This window comes from Paenarthrobacter sp. YJN-5 (assembly GCF_015040095.1).
Taxonomy (GTDB): domain Bacteria; phylum Actinomycetota; class Actinomycetes; order Actinomycetales; family Micrococcaceae; genus Arthrobacter; species Arthrobacter ureafaciens.
Genome location: NZ_CP053544.1, coordinates 719,676 through 733,204, shown reverse-complemented (window position 1 = coordinate 733,204; position 13,529 = coordinate 719,676). Strand labels below are relative to the sequence as shown.

The window sequence follows — 13,529 nt, the reverse complement described above, 5'->3', positions numbered from 1 at the left end:
GTCATTCTTGGCGTGAACTACGTTGCCTGGCGGTGACTGGCATCGCTGAACTGGGAGGCGTGGTGGATCCCTGTTCCGCTGGTGGTTGCTGAGACGTACAGCCTCATTGACGTGATGCTGTTCGGCCTGACGGTGTGGAATCTGAAGATCCGCAAGGCGCCGCCCGCCCCGCCCGCGGATGCCACGGTGGACGTTTTCATCACCACGTACAACGAGCCACTGGACCTGGTGATGACCACCGCCCTTGCGGCCAAGGAGATCCGCTGGCCGCACAGCACCTGGATCCTCGACGACGGCAACCGGCCTGAGATGCGTGAACTCGCCGAAGCCAACGGCATCGGTTACGTGACGCGGACCGCAGACTGGACGCCGGACATGCCGCAGCACGCCAAGGCGGGGAACCTGAACAACGCGCTGATGCTCACCTCGGGCGAGTACCTGTTGATCCTCGACGCCGACCAGATCCCGGAGCCGGACATCCTGGACAAGACGCTGGGCTACTTCAACGACGATCGAGTTGCCCTGGTCCAGACTCCGCAGTACTTCATCAATGTCCCCGCGGACGATCCGTTGGGCAGCCAGGCACCCCTCTTCTACGGCCCCATCCAACAGGGCAAGGATGGCTGGAACGCGGCGTTCTTCTGCGGTTCCAACGCGATCCTCCGCCGCGAAGCCCTCATGCAACTGGGCCTAGTGGGCTACGTGAAAGCAACGGAGCAGAGCATCAAGCGTGCCTTGGCCGCCTCCAAGCAGGCCATCAAGAAGGCCCGCCGCTCGCCCGAGGCCGCGAACCCGTTGGTGGAGCAGATGCTCAACGAGGTGGAGGCCGCAACCAACGCCGCGCAGCAGGATCTCGAGGCCCGGGTGTCCCTCAGCGAGATCACGTACCGGGTCCGCCGCAAGGTTGACGACGCCGTGCGGACCCTCGTCGCAGCCGATTTCTCTGCGTTGCAGGCCGACCTTGAGGAAATCGCGGCCATGGAACTGGCCCACGTCGGCGAAGGCGGCGTGACCACCGTGGCGAGTGACGCCGTCGACCGTATGTCCGGCCGCGACTGGTCGCCGCTCGGTGCCCTGGAGTCCGTCCATGCGGTCCTGGACGCCATCTCCGTGGAACGCAGTGACGAGGCCCAGCCGGTCATGCCGCTGGCCACGATCTCCGTCACCGAGGACATGGCCACGGCCATGCGCCTTCACGGACTCGGGTGGAAGAGCGTCTACCACCATGAGATCCTCGCCAACGGCCTGGCCCCCGAGGACATCAAGACCATGCTCACCCAACGCCTCCGCTGGGCCCAGGGCACCATCCAGGTCCTCCTCCGCGAGAATCCGTTGGTGCAGCGGAAACTCACGTGGGGCCAGCGCTTGATGTACTTCTCCACCATGTGGAGCTACCTCAGCGGATTCGCCGCCGTCGTGTACTTCGCCGCTCCCATCATCTACCTCACGCTCGGCATCCTCCCGGTCACCAGCCTCAGCTTCGACTTCTTCATCCGCTTCATCCCGTTCATGGTGGTCAACCAGCTGCTCTTCGTGGTGGCAGGGCACGGGATCCCCACGTGGCGCGGCCAGCAGTACAGCCTCGCGTTGTTCCCCACATGGATCAAGGCATGTACGACGGCGGCACGGAACGTTTGGTTCGGCCGTCCCCTCGGGTTTGCGGTCACCCCCAAGGCGCGCCAGAGCGGCGGGCCAAGTTGGAGCCTCATCCGTCCGCAGATCATTGTGGCGGTGCTGCTGGCCATTGCCTTGGTAGTGGGTGTTGCGCGGTTGTTGACCGGCCTGGCCGAGCCGCTGGGGACATTGGTGAATGTCGCCTGGGTGGCGTTCGACCTGGTGGTCCTGAGCGTGCTGGTCAAAGCAGTTTTGTACAAGGGTTTTGTGCCTGAAAGTTCCGAAGAAAGGAAGGCAGATGCAGTTTAGCTACGAAGTCAAGGACACCTACGCGGAGGTCAAAAGCGTTGGCCGTCTGAACATGGTGGCCGCGCCAAAGCTCCGCGAAATGGTGAACGAGGTTGTCGCCGGCGGTTCCAGCCGCGTGGTGGTCAACCTGGCCGGCACTGACTTCATGGACTCGTCCGGGCTTGGCGCACTGATCGGCTGCCTCAAGGCCACCCGGCAGGCCGGCGGGGACCTCCGGATCGCCGGCGTCCAGCCGCAGGTGAAGATGGTCCTGGAACTGACCAACATGGACCGTGTCCTCACTGCCTATCCAACGGCCGAGGCAGCGTTCGGCGATGACTGAGGTCATTGCCCGCCGCGGCTTCCACGGTCCGTCCAACGAGGAAGCCATCGAGGCCATCCACGGCGAACTGGATTCCTTGTGGGAGGACGCCTCCTTTGTGCCTGATGTTGACCGGATGACTTTTGCCACCGCCGTGATCGAGGCCGCCGCCAACGTGGTCCAGCATGCGGTCCCGGTGGCAGAGAAGCCGGTGGAGATCGACGTCGAAATCAGCGTATGGCCGGCACGGTTGGTTGCCCGGGTCAGCGCCCGGAACGCCCGCGAGCCGTTTGCCGGGGACATGCAGGCTTCCATGCCCGGTTCCGATGCCGAGTCCGGGCGTGGCCTTGCCTTGATCGAAGCCCTGGTGACGACAGTGACGTTCGAACGCCAGGACGGCACCAACACCTGGATCCTGACCCGCAACACCTGACCCTCTATCACATCCCACCCCCTTCCCCCTGACCCTCTATCACATCCCACCCCCTTCCCCCCGACGCTCTATCACTTCCCACCCAGGGGGCCTTCTCCCCATGGCCGGACGCACGGCAAGTGTGAAACCATGCGGTGACTGCCGCCGTCGTGCTTCCACGCGCGCGTGAGCAAAACCGAAAACTGGGGGAAGAATGCCAAAGACCACCGCCAGGCTGAGCACGTGGACCGTGGCCTGTGTCCTCGCGCTGTCCGCGTGCACCCAAACCCCGAACGGCCCAACAAGCGGCACGCCAACGGCAACACCAACAGCGACCCAAAAGCCCGCCTCCGTGGCAGAGAGTTACGCCAAATACGATTCCCTTCGCACCGATCTGGCCGCTGCCTTGGAACAGAAGCTGCCCGGCATCACGTGGAGTACGGACAAAGCCGCCACCTTGGCTAAATCAAACGACGGCCGGTGCATCCTCCAACCGGCGAGCATGAAGAGCAGCGCGGACATTGTGGAGGCGTCGCGGAACTTCGAGGATGTCTTCGCAGCGGGCGACCCCGTCCTGGGGAAGTACGGGTTCCCCGCGTTCGGGGGCAAGGACGACGTCCCCGGCGGCTGGCTGGTCACGCGGAGTACCGACGCCGCAGGTGCCACCGTAAGCATCGAGGCCAAGGGCCCGGCCTACCTGCGCATCACGGTTCCTGTGAACTCGGCCAGCTGCAGCCCCACTGAAATCCTGAGCGACTAAACCGGCGGGCCAAGGGAACTTCTACCCATCGACCCACCCCACACAGCGGGATACCGTGACCGTGGCCAACCGCTGCTTGACGTCGGCCACACATCTTTGAATACATTCACGAGGGGGACGCGATGCCGGGATTCTACGGTGCCGATATCCAGCAGTTAAGGGCACTGGCCAAGACCATGGCCCGGCACTCAGACACAATGAACGCGTTGTCCAAGGAACTCGGGCAACTCATCGCCTCAGCTCCGTGGGACGGCCGTGATGCGATCCAGTTCCGTCAGGCGTGGGATGCCGAACACCGGCCGATGCTTCACCGGACGGCCTCCACCCTCCAAGCACAGTCCAAGGAACTGGAACGGAACGCGGACCAGCAGGACAAGTCCAGCGCCGCTTCCACCGGATCCGGCGACTCCAGCAGGGGCGACTCCAACCCGCCCGGCGACCCCGGTCCCCTCGATCCGGACAGGCCCGACGTCGATGTCCCCGGCGACGTGCGTAAGGACCCGGACGCCGGGGATCCCGGCGATATCAACCAGGGACAAATCGGCGACTGCTGGCTGCTGGCCGGCATCGGCTCCGTCGCGCAGACCCTAAAACAGCAGGGCAAACTGGACGAGTTCCTCGAATCGCACATGCGGCCGGTCGGCGACCCGCCAACGCACTGGGTGGTCACGCTGTACGAGGACGGAGAACCGGTGGAAGTCACGGTGGAGGCCAAGTCCACCGAGGGCGGCGTCCGCGGCGCTGACGGCCAACCCAACTGGCTGTCAATTTACGAACGTGCGGCCGCCGAGCACCTGGGCGGCTCCTACGATGACATCGACGGCGGTTTCAGTAACGACGCCATGGAGCTCATGACCGGCCGTTCCGCGGACAAGGACGGGGAGCTCGACCTTGGCTCCATCGAGGAGAAGCTTGCCTCCGGTCAGGCGGTCTCGGTGGGGACCGAGGACGTCAAGGATGACGACTTCGACTGGTTCTGGGAGTCCGAGGAAGTCAACCGCACCGACGTCGTTCCCAACCACGCGTACGTTGTGGTGGACGTGAAAACGAACGACGACGGCGAGAAAGTGATCGTCCTGGCCAACCCTTGGGGACCTTCCGGAGGTTACATGAGCGGGGACGACGACAAGAAAGCCGGGACACTGGAACTGACCGAGGACGAGTACAAGGAAAACTTTGATTCCGTGTACTCCGTGGACACCAAGTAGGGATGGCCGTGGAACAGCTCGTAAAAGTCAAGCAAGGGACGCAACCCACATTCGATGGCGTGAAGGTGGGCGTCGTCAAGATCGGCGTCGCGGACGGGAAACCCGCCATCCAGTTTTGGATCCGGACCGGCGGACAGGAGCGCAAGGAGGCGTTCCGGGAGGGCCAGTCGACCGCATTGCCGGGTGCCGGTACCTTGAGGATCGTGTCGATTCAGCCAGCCGACGGCGGAACACCCGCCTCCGCGGTTTTGGCGTACGACGCCGGTCAGCTCACCCCGTGAGGTGATAGAGGAACCGGAAAAACCCGTCGGGAAGTGATAGAGGAACCGGAAAAACCCGTCGGGAAGTGATAGAGGAACCGGAAAAACCCGTCGGAAGGTGATAGAGCAACGGTAGTTGGGGGATGCTCTATCAGATCCCCGCGGGTTTCCGGCGACGCTCCATCAGATCCCTGCGGGTTTCCATCGGCGCTCTATCAGATCCCCGCGGGTTTCCGGCGTTGCTCCATCAGATCACCGCGGGTTTCCGGCGTTGCTCTATCAGATCCCTACACTCACGCCTTCGCCATTGCCTCTTTCAGTGCGCCGAGCACCAAGGTTACTGATGCACTGTTGGCATTGGGGCCCATCATGCCGATCCGCCAGACGGTGTCCGTGTATTCACCAACACCCGCGCCGATTTCCATGCTGAAGTGCTCCAAAAGGTAAGCGCGGACGGCAGCCGAGTTGACGCCGTCGGGCACTTTGACCGTGGTGAGGCTCGGCAGCCGGGCTCCTTCGGCGGCGAAGAGCTCGAGGCCCATCTCCTGCAAACCTTCCTGGAGCGCGGCCCCGGCAGCGCGGTGGCGGGCCTGTACGACGTCGAGCCCCTCGGCGAGGATGCGGTCCAGCGCCGCTTCGAGACCGGCGATCATGGTCACCGGCGCGGTGTGATGGTACGTCCTCGATCCGGAAGCGGCTCCTACGTAACCGCCGAGCAGCCCGATATCCAGGTACCAGGAGCGCGGGTCCTTGACGCGACGTTCGAAGGCGCGGTCCGAGACCGTGAACGGGGAGAGGCCCGGCGGCACGCCGAGGCATTTCTGGGTCCCGGCATATCCGACGTCGATGCCCCAGTCGTCTGCCAAAAGCTCAAGGCCGCCGATGGACGTGACAGCGTCGGTAATCAGGAGCGCGTCTCCTTTGCCTGCCCCGAGGGCGGCGATGTCGGACTGAACCCCCACGGAAGTCTCCGCATGGACAGCCGCGATGACTTTCGGGTTGGGGTGGGCGGACAACACCCGGTCAGCGTCCACCGGTTGGCCCCACTCATGATCAACCCTGACCACGGTGGCACCGCAACGCCGGGCAACCTCGCACATTCGGGCACCGAAGAGTCCGTTCACCGCAATCACTGCCACGTCGCCGTCGGACACGGTGTTCACGAACGCCGCTTCCATGCCGCCCGACCCCGTGGCGCTCAACGGAAGGGTCCGGGCGTTCGACGTTCCCCAGACCGCACGGAGACCCTCGCAGACCCGGTCGAGGCGCTCGATGAAGACAGGGTCCAGGTGCCCCAGCACGGGCCAGGAAAGAGCGGCCATCGCTTCCGGGTAGCAGTTGCTCGGACCGGGGCCGAACAGGAATCTGGAAGTCAGGATCTGGGGCATGGAGCAACTCCTTCAACGCAGTTGATGGCCATTCTGCCGCAGCCGGTTGCGTGGAGCGAGCAGCAGGCGCCCTGAAGCGCGGCGCGCGGTACCGCACCGGCCCACAAATGATAAGGTTACTCACTATTATCAAGTCCACCCCCGCCGAGCCGAAGAGGACGAAGATGACCACTGAGGGACGAGAGTCGCAGGACCACGGCGTCCGCGGAGAGGTCCGGCAAGACCGTTATGTGGCCGGGCAGGACCTGACGCGGTGGAAAAGCCCAGTTGGTCAACTCATGGCTGCCACGGCGCAGCGCATCACGACGTTCCTCGGCCCGTATGCCGCACTGGTCATCACCTTGGTCATTGGGCTCCTCATCTTCGTTGCCCTGGTTGTCACTTTCGGCGAGGTCTACGAATCAGTGACCGAAGCGGACGGCGTGGCCGGCCTGGACCATCCTGTCCTCGACGCAGCGAAGTCCTTCCGGTCCCCCGCCTTGGATGCAGCCACTACGGCCTACACAAACGTCGGCGGAACGGTGGGGATGCCGTTGATCGCCGTTGGCATCATGATCTTCCTGGCCACCAAGCGGAAGTCGTGGACGCCGGTCATCCTGATGCTGGCCGCCGGACTTGGCTCCTTGCTCCTGACAGTCGCCGGAAAGCCCCTCTTCGGCAGGACCCGCCCGGACCTCAGCGACGCCATTCCTCCGTTTGAACACTCGCCGTCATTCCCCAGCGGGCACTCCTTGAACTCGATCGTGATCGCCGGAATCGTGGCATATCTGGTCATCCTCCGCTTGAAGAGCAAGAGGGCACGCATACTGACGATCGTTATCGCGTCCGTTTTCTCGCTGACCATGGGGTTGAGCCGCGTCTACCTGGGCCATCATTGGCTTACCGACGTGCTGGCCGCGTGGGCGCTGGGCATCGCGTGGCTGTCGCTGGTCATCATGGCGCACCGCCTCTATCTCACGGTGAGGACGCGGCACCACCAAGAGGCAGCGTCTTGACACCGGGCCAAGAACTCGGCTTCACTTATTACGTATGCTGAAATAACAGTTCCATGATGCGGAAGCTTGAAGCAAGACGGCTTCCTCCTGCCCACCAAGCAGGAGTTCCGCATAGCCCACACCATGGATGCCAGCATTAACACGAGGATGACACAAGCATGGAGCTTGCAGTATTCAACAGTGTTGGACGCGACGAGGCCATCAAGGCCCTGACCCCTTGCCTGGATATCAGCCGCTGGGTGGAAACAATCGTCGACGCCCGCCCCTTCGCGAGCGTCGACGAACTGCTCCGCACGGCGAACCAGGCCGCCGAGCCCTTCAGCCCCCAAGAGGTCGAGTCGGCCCTTGCCCACCACCCCAGGATCGGTGAGCGGCCCAAGGCGCAAACAACCGAAGCGGCCATGTCCCGTTCGGAGCAAGCCGGCGTGGACCCCAACGACGACGGCACAGCAGCCGCGCTGGCGGACGGAAACCGCGCCTACGAGGAAAAGTTCGGCAGGGTCTTCCTGATCCGCGCGGCGGGACGCAGCGCCAAGGAAATCTTGTCCACGCTGCAGGAGCGCCTCACCCACACCCCTGAACAAGAAGACACAATTGTGGCTGAGCAACTCCGCGAGATCGCACTGTTGCGCCTCTCCGGACTCGTCAGCGAAGGAGCCAACGCATGAGCGTTTCACAGGTAACAACGCACATCCTCGACACCGGTTCCGGCCGCCCGGCGGCGGGTGTCGCCGTCGTACTCTACGTCCGCGAAGGCGAGAACTGGACGCTGGTCGGCAAGGGCCAAACCGATGCCGATGGCCGCATCAAGGACCTCGGACCGGAACGCATTCCGGGCGGGGCGTACCGCCTCAATTTCGCCACGGGCGCCTACTACGACGGACTGGGCATTGAGACGTTCTTCCCGGAAGTGGACCTGAACTTCACGGTCTCCGACGCCGGCGAGCACTACCACGTGCCGCTGCTCCTGAGCCCGTTCGCATTCTCCACGTATCGCGGCAGCTGACCCGCTGCCCGGACGACAGTTAATCCCCCCCTGTTCCCCGCGAACAGGGGGGATTAACTGTCACTCCGGCGATGACCGGTAGGCTGGAAGGCATGGCTTCCGAGGACACCAACCCCACCCCCAGCAACGAATCACCCGCCCGCCGCGACGTCACGGTCCGCCGGGCACCAAAGTTCGTCCCCTTCATGATCCTCGGAGCAATCGTCGGTGCAATCGTCGCCGCCATCATCGCTTTCAGCCGCCCCGCCGATCCCGAATTCGACGCCCCCACGGTCTTCGGATTCTTCCTCGTGGCCTGCGCCGGCGGCGGCGTGATCCTCTTCTCCATCCTCGCGCTCATCCTCGACCGCCTCAGCGTCAAACGCGCAGAGCGGGCTGTGGTGGAAGCCGTTCCGGACTCGGTTCCGGACGAAGGACCAGAGCACGACGGCGACCGCTAAGGGACGCAGCCAGGGCACCTTTTCATGGGGAGCCACTGTGACACGCGCCGCATTTGCCGGACAAATCGCCTGATCGCGCAAGGAAACAGGCCCGGCCGCGTGGTCACAAAACCGGAGCGGGAACTTACCACGGCCGCAACATGAGACAATCGACCAGTGGCACGTGGCGACGGAAAACTTTCTCATGATCTTCTTCCCGGCGAAAAGGGCCCCCAGGACGCTTGTGGCGTCTTCGGGGTGTGGGCTCCTGGCGAAGAGGTAGCAAAACTTACCTATTACGGGCTGTATGCGCTGCAGCACCGCGGACAAGAGTCGGCTGGTATTGCTACCAGTGACGGCAAGCGCATCAATGTCTACAAGGACATGGGCCTTGTGTCCCAGGTCTTCGACGAGACAACCCTCAATACTCTCACCGGGCACCTTGCAGTAGGACACTGCCGGTACTCCACCACGGGTGCCAGTCACTGGGCCAACGCGCAGCCCACCCTGGGCGCAACCGCAACCGGCACGGTGGCCTTGGCTCACAACGGCAACCTGACCAACACCGCTGAGCTCCGGGAAATGATCCTGCAGCGCAACGACGGCCAGCTGACCGGTGAAATGAAGCAGGGCAACACCTCGGACACCGCCCTGGTGACGGCTTTGCTGGAGGGCGAAGAGGGCAAGACCCTGGAGCAGACCGCTTTGGAGTTGCTCCCCAAAATCAAGGGCGGCTTCTGCTTCGTCTTCATGGACGAAGGCACCCTCTACGCCGCGCGTGACACGTACGGAATCCGTCCCCTCTGCCTTGGCCGTTTGGACCGGGGCTGGGTTGTGGCCTCGGAACAGTCCGGCCTGGCCACTGTTGGTGCGAGCTTCATCCGTGAGATCGAGCCCGGCGAGTTCATCGCGATCGACGAGGACGGCGTCCGTTCCCAGCGCTTCGCGGAGGCCACCCCGGCCGGCTGTGTCTTCGAGTACGTCTATCTGGCCCGCCCCGACGCCGCCATCGCAGGCCGCTCGGTGTACGAGTCCCGTGTTGAGATGGGCCGCCAGCTGGCCCGCGAGAACACTCACGAGGCGGACATCGTTATTCCCGTCCCCGAGTCCGGCACCCCGGCAGCGGTTGGCTACGCCGAACAGTCCGGCATCCCGTTCGCGCACGGCTTCGTGAAGAACGCCTACGTGGGCCGCACGTTCATCCAGCCTTCGCAGACCCTGCGCCAGCTGGGCATCCGCCTCAAGCTCAACGCCCTGGAATCGGTGATCCGCGGCAAGCGCGTCGTGGTGGTCGACGACTCGATCGTCCGTGGCAACACGCAGCGGGCCATCGTCCGGATGCTTCGCGAGGCCGGAGCCAAGGAAGTCCACGTCAAGATTTCCTCCCCGCCCGTCCAGTGGCCTTGCTTCTACGGCATCGACTTCGCCTCCCGCGCAGAATTGATCGCCAACGGAGCCACCATCGATGAGATCTCGCAGGCAATCGGAGCGGACTCCTTGGCATACATTTCCGAGGACGGCATGATCGGGGCAACGCAACAGCCCCGCGAACGCCTTTGCACGGCCTGCTTCACCGGCAGGTACCCCATCGAGCTGCCGCACGCGGACAAGCTGGGCAAGAACCTGCTGGAACGCACCGATATTGGCGGACTTGCGCCTGCCGAGCCCACTGCCGAAGCTGCCACCGATCCGGCCTCCACCGAGGATCCCGCCGAGAAATCGGGTGCCACCGGCTGCGACCCGGGACCGGATGCCGAATTCGAGAACCTCCTGACCGACGCTGATCGTTTGACCGACGCCGACAAGAAAGAGTCCGTATGACCTCCGCATCCCCTGCCGGAACCCCTGAGAACGCCTCCGGCATCACCTACGCTTCGGCGGGTGTCGACGTCGAAGCGGGAGACCGCGCAGTCGAGCTCATGAAGGACGCCGTCAAGGCGACCCACAACACCTCGGTGATTGGCGGCGTCGGCGGTTTTGCCGGCCTGTATGACGTCTCCAAGCTGCTGACCTACAAGAAGCCGCTGCTGGCCACCTCCACCGACGGTGTGGGCACCAAGGTCGCCATCGCGCAGGCCATGGACATCCACGACACCATCGGTTACGACCTCGTGGGCATGGTTGTGGACGACATCGTGGTTGTAGGCGCAGAACCCCTCTACATGACCGACTACATCGCATGCGGCAAGGTTGTTCCCGAGCGCATCGCTGACATCGTCCGCGGCATCGCTTCCGCCTGCTCCGTTGCCGGCACCGCACTGGTGGGCGGCGAAACCGCCGAGCACCCAGGCCTTCTGGGCGAGCACGAATACGACGTCGCAGGCGCCGCAACCGGCGTCGTCGAAGCCGACGCCCTGCTCGGCCCGGACCGCGTCCGCGCCGGCGACGTAGTGATCGGCATGGCCTCCTCCGGCCTCCACTCCAACGGCTACTCGCTGGTCCGCCGCGTCATCAACCACGCAGGCTGGGCGTTGGACCGCCAGGTTTCCGAACTCGGCCGCACCTTGGGCGAGGAGCTCCTGGAGCCGACCCGCGTCTACGCAGCCGACTGCCTGGACCTGGCCCGCACCTTCCCGGTGACGGCAGGAGCAGCTGTCCACGGCTTCAGCCACGTCACCGGTGGCGGCCTCGCCGCCAACCTGGCCCGCGTTCTTCCGCAGGGCCTCGTGGCCACCGTTGACCGCGCTACGTGGGAACTTCCCGCCATCTTCAAGCTCGTTTCCGAGCTGGGCAACGTCCCGCTGGCCGACCTCGAGCGCACGCTGAACCTCGGCGTCGGAATGGTTGCGATCGTTTCGCCGGAAGCTGCCGACGCCGCAGTCGCCCGCCTCAACGAGCGCGGACTCCCCTCCTGGGTCATGGGCACGGTTGCAGAGAACTCGGATTCGATCGACAAGACCGGCCCGGACTACGTACAGGGCGCAAAGGGCGTCGACGGCGGCGCCGTCCGTTTGGTGAACGCCTACGCCTAAGCGGCTTATCGCCTCACACACAGGGCGGCCCGGCAGTTTTCGAACTGCCGGGCCGCTCTGCGTTCCCCCAACTAAGTAGCATTTGTGCGCGTTTTCAGCGGTCAAAATGCGCACTAATGCGACCTATTTGGGTGGGAGGACCTGCATCAGGCTCAGGACGCCGCCTTGGGGATCCATGATGGTGGCCAGTGAGCCCTCTTCCGGTTGATGCTCGGGCTCCACCAGCACGGTCCCTCCGGCGGCGATCACGGAGGCCACGGCCTTTGTCACGTCCGAGACCCCGAAGTAGACCTGCCAGCCGGCCTCATCGCCCTCTTCGGCAGGGACAATCCCGGCCACCTCGTTACCGTTGACGATCAGCGTCGAGTAGCTGCCGCCGTCGTCCTGCGGGTATTCCGTAACGTCATGACCGAAAAGCTCTTGGAAGAACGCGACGGCGGCTTGCGGCTCGGGAGTCAGGAGTTCCGCCCACGCCAAGGCGCCGTGTTCGTTGAAGCGGTGGCTCCCGCGGTGCGTGCCCGGCTGCCAGATGCCCGTGGTGCCGCCTCCGGGGGGAGCCACGAACGCCAGGACACCGGTGGCGGCAACCTGCTCCGGCCCGAATTCGAGCTTGCCGCCGGCATGGACGGCGTCCTCACCGATCTCCTCTGCGTCCGTGGCAGCGAAGTAGATGTTCCACCGCCCGGGTGTTCCCGCAGCTTCCTGCCTCGGATTCTGCGGAGCTATGACAGCCACAAGGTCCTGGCCCAGGAACGCCTGAGCGTAGCGGCGGCCATCGGGCGTGGGCAGGTCCTGGAAGGTCCAGCCAAACAACGCACCGTAAAAGTCCTTGGCCGCCCCAACATCCCTCGTCTGAAGATCCGCCCAGCACGGCTCCCCGTGGGCGTAGTGGGTCCGGGACGTCATGCCGGGAGTCCTGCCATGATGCTGAACGCCGCTCCGGCGGGATCCATGAGCACAGCCATTCGCCCGATTCCGGGAACATCGAACGCCGGAGCGATGACGTGCCCGCCAAGCTCGACGGCCTGTTGCAGTGCCTGGTCCACGTCCTCCACGTTATAATAGGTCATCCAGAACGGGAGGAGTCCTTCGATGGGCACCTTGAGGGCACCGGCAACCGGCCGGCCCTCCACCACGAGGCTGGTGTATTCCCGTTGGTCTCCTGCCGGCCCTGTGCTGCTGGTGCAGCCTGTGACCGCTTCATAGAAGGCAACGGCTTTGGGGACGTCATTGGTTTGGAGTTCATTCCAGATCATGGTTCCGGGCTCGTTGATAAGGCCTGAACCCAGATGGGTTCCGGCCTCCCAGAAGCCAATTTGCGCGCCCGTGGGATCGGCGGCAAAGAACATCCTTCCGCTGCCGTTCGGCACAGAGTCCGGAGCGACGACGATGGTTCCTCCCGCGGCCACCGCACGCTCAGCTGCCGCATCTGCCGAGTCCACGGCAAGGTAGTTCGCCCAATAGGAGGGCATGCCCGGAGGCGCATCGGGCAGCTGCTGCATCATTCCGGCGACGTACCGGCCCTTCAGCCTGGCCATGTAGTAGGTCAGGCCCTGGCCCACGTCCATGGCTTCAAGTTCCCAACCAAAAAGTTCCCGGTAAAACTTCTTGGAGACTTCGATGTCCGTGGAAGACAGGTCCACCCAACACGGAGTCCCCTGCTTGTACCGATCAACTTCCGGCATGGCTGTCCTTTCCGAGAACGTGGCCCCCTCAACCTAGTATCTCCGGTTGTGCTGCCCACAACGCGGGAGCCGCGCCGCTTCCGTCGTCCGCATGTGAAGGTAACGTCTCCATCACGGATCCCTAATACTAAGGAACCTTATGATAGCGTCTGGAGTGCACGGAAAGAACTCAGGACTACGCACCCACACTCACTGAGGAG

General features: G+C 64.1%; 15 protein-coding genes. 12 read left to right on the top strand and 3 right to left on the bottom strand.

The window, feature by feature from the left end:
• Window positions 1-36: 36 nt before the first annotated feature.
• The 6 genes from HMI59_RS03470 to HMI59_RS03445 all read left to right on the top strand — a co-directional run bounded on the left by HMI59_RS03470 (window position 37) and on the right by HMI59_RS03445 (window position 4,885).
• Window positions 37-1,923, top strand: a complete 1,887-nt coding sequence (locus tag HMI59_RS03470; RefSeq protein WP_227471613.1) for a glycosyltransferase family 2 protein — start codon at window positions 37-39, stop codon at window positions 1,921-1,923.
• On the top strand, window positions 1,913-2,245 hold the full coding sequence (locus tag HMI59_RS03465) for an STAS domain-containing protein (protein WP_021472786.1): 333 nt from the start codon (window positions 1,913-1,915) through the stop codon (window positions 2,243-2,245). Before HMI59_RS03470 ends, HMI59_RS03465 begins: the two co-directional genes overlap by 11 nt.
• Window positions 2,238-2,657 (top strand): ATP-binding protein, encoded by a 420-nt coding sequence (locus tag HMI59_RS03460; protein WP_071416099.1) that lies wholly within the window; start codon window positions 2,238-2,240, stop codon window positions 2,655-2,657. The genes HMI59_RS03465 and HMI59_RS03460 overlap by 8 nt, the downstream gene beginning before the upstream one ends.
• 193 nt (window positions 2,658-2,850) lie before the next feature.
• On the top strand, window positions 2,851-3,396 hold the full coding sequence (locus tag HMI59_RS03455; RefSeq protein ID WP_166187304.1) for a hypothetical protein: 546 nt from the start codon (window positions 2,851-2,853) through the stop codon (window positions 3,394-3,396).
• A gap of 122 nt (window positions 3,397-3,518) precedes the next feature.
• On the top strand, window positions 3,519-4,604 hold the full coding sequence (locus HMI59_RS03450; RefSeq protein ID WP_193592806.1) for a C2 family cysteine protease: 1,086 nt from the start codon (window positions 3,519-3,521) through the stop codon (window positions 4,602-4,604).
• 8 nt (window positions 4,605-4,612) lie between these two features.
• A complete protein-coding gene (locus HMI59_RS03445; RefSeq protein ID WP_193592805.1) occupies window positions 4,613-4,885 on the top strand; it encodes a hypothetical protein in 273 nt (90 codons plus the stop codon).
• Window positions 4,886-5,157: 272 nt separating this feature from the next.
• Here the strand turns inward: HMI59_RS03445 and HMI59_RS03440 are convergent, their stop codons facing one another.
• The gene (locus HMI59_RS03440; protein WP_193592804.1) at window positions 5,158-6,252 is read right to left on the bottom strand and encodes an alanine--glyoxylate aminotransferase family protein; all 1,095 of its coding nucleotides are present in this window, start codon (window positions 6,250-6,252) and stop codon (window positions 5,158-5,160) included.
• A gap of 164 nt (window positions 6,253-6,416) precedes the next feature.
• Between HMI59_RS03440 and HMI59_RS03435 the strand changes: the two genes are divergently transcribed.
• The 6 genes from HMI59_RS03435 to purM all read left to right on the top strand — a co-directional run bounded on the left by HMI59_RS03435 (window position 6,417) and on the right by purM (window position 11,644).
• Window positions 6,417-7,247: a phosphatase PAP2 family protein gene (locus HMI59_RS03435; RefSeq protein ID WP_193592803.1), complete on the top strand. Its 831-nt coding sequence runs from the start codon at window positions 6,417-6,419 to the stop codon at window positions 7,245-7,247.
• A gap of 158 nt (window positions 7,248-7,405) precedes the next feature.
• The gene (uraD, locus tag HMI59_RS03430) at window positions 7,406-7,915 is read left to right on the top strand and encodes a 2-oxo-4-hydroxy-4-carboxy-5-ureidoimidazoline decarboxylase (protein WP_193592802.1); all 510 of its coding nucleotides are present in this window, start codon (window positions 7,406-7,408) and stop codon (window positions 7,913-7,915) included.
• The gene (gene uraH / locus HMI59_RS03425; RefSeq protein WP_062098071.1) at window positions 7,912-8,253 is read left to right on the top strand and encodes a hydroxyisourate hydrolase; all 342 of its coding nucleotides are present in this window, start codon (window positions 7,912-7,914) and stop codon (window positions 8,251-8,253) included. Before uraD ends, uraH begins: the two co-directional genes overlap by 4 nt.
• A gap of 92 nt (window positions 8,254-8,345) precedes the next feature.
• A complete protein-coding gene (locus HMI59_RS03420) occupies window positions 8,346-8,693 on the top strand; it encodes a hypothetical protein (protein WP_062098074.1) in 348 nt (115 codons plus the stop codon).
• A gap of 156 nt (window positions 8,694-8,849) precedes the next feature.
• Window positions 8,850-10,493 (top strand): amidophosphoribosyltransferase, encoded by a 1,644-nt coding sequence (gene purF / locus HMI59_RS03415; protein ID WP_193592801.1) that lies wholly within the window; start codon window positions 8,850-8,852, stop codon window positions 10,491-10,493.
• On the top strand, window positions 10,490-11,644 hold the full coding sequence (gene purM, locus HMI59_RS03410; RefSeq protein WP_021472797.1) for a phosphoribosylformylglycinamidine cyclo-ligase: 1,155 nt from the start codon (window positions 10,490-10,492) through the stop codon (window positions 11,642-11,644). The genes purF and purM overlap by 4 nt, the downstream gene beginning before the upstream one ends.
• 123 nt (window positions 11,645-11,767) lie before the next feature.
• Here the strand turns inward: purM and HMI59_RS03405 are convergent, their stop codons facing one another.
• Together HMI59_RS03405 and HMI59_RS03400 are read right to left on the bottom strand one after the other, a co-directional pair.
• Window positions 11,768-12,550, bottom strand: coding sequence for a VOC family protein (locus HMI59_RS03405; protein WP_193592800.1), 783 nt, complete (start codon window positions 12,548-12,550; stop codon window positions 11,768-11,770).
• Window positions 12,547-13,329, bottom strand: coding sequence for a VOC family protein (locus HMI59_RS03400; RefSeq protein WP_193592799.1), 783 nt, complete (start codon window positions 13,327-13,329; stop codon window positions 12,547-12,549). The genes HMI59_RS03405 and HMI59_RS03400 overlap by 4 nt, the downstream gene beginning before the upstream one ends.
• Between the last annotated feature and the right edge of the window lie 200 nt (window positions 13,330-13,529).

Excerpts from the sequence above, each read along its gene's own strand:
- uraH (WP_062098071.1), top strand. The coding sequence starts at position 7,912 with ATGAGCGTTTCACAGGTAACAACGCACATCCTCGACACCGGTTCCGGC.
- HMI59_RS03435 (WP_193592803.1), top strand. The coding sequence starts at position 6,417 with ATGACCACTGAGGGACGAGAGTCGCAGGACCACGGCGTCCGCGGAGAG.
- HMI59_RS03405 (WP_193592800.1), bottom strand. The coding sequence starts at position 12,550 with ATGACGTCCCGGACCCACTACGCCCACGGGGAGCCGTGCTGGGCGGAT.
- HMI59_RS03460 (WP_071416099.1), top strand. The coding sequence starts at position 2,238 with ATGACTGAGGTCATTGCCCGCCGCGGCTTCCACGGTCCGTCCAACGAG.
- uraD (WP_193592802.1), top strand. The coding sequence starts at position 7,406 with ATGGAGCTTGCAGTATTCAACAGTGTTGGACGCGACGAGGCCATCAAG.
- purM (WP_021472797.1), top strand. The coding sequence starts at position 10,490 with ATGACCTCCGCATCCCCTGCCGGAACCCCTGAGAACGCCTCCGGCATC.
- HMI59_RS03420 (WP_062098074.1), top strand. The coding sequence starts at position 8,346 with ATGGCTTCCGAGGACACCAACCCCACCCCCAGCAACGAATCACCCGCC.
- HMI59_RS03450 (WP_193592806.1), top strand. The coding sequence starts at position 3,519 with ATGCCGGGATTCTACGGTGCCGATATCCAGCAGTTAAGGGCACTGGCC.
- HMI59_RS03465 (WP_021472786.1), top strand. The coding sequence starts at position 1,913 with ATGCAGTTTAGCTACGAAGTCAAGGACACCTACGCGGAGGTCAAAAGC.
- HMI59_RS03455 (WP_166187304.1), top strand. The coding sequence starts at position 2,851 with ATGCCAAAGACCACCGCCAGGCTGAGCACGTGGACCGTGGCCTGTGTC.
- HMI59_RS03440 (WP_193592804.1), bottom strand. The coding sequence starts at position 6,252 with ATGCCCCAGATCCTGACTTCCAGATTCCTGTTCGGCCCCGGTCCGAGC.
- HMI59_RS03400 (WP_193592799.1), bottom strand. The coding sequence starts at position 13,329 with ATGCCGGAAGTTGATCGGTACAAGCAGGGGACTCCGTGTTGGGTGGAC.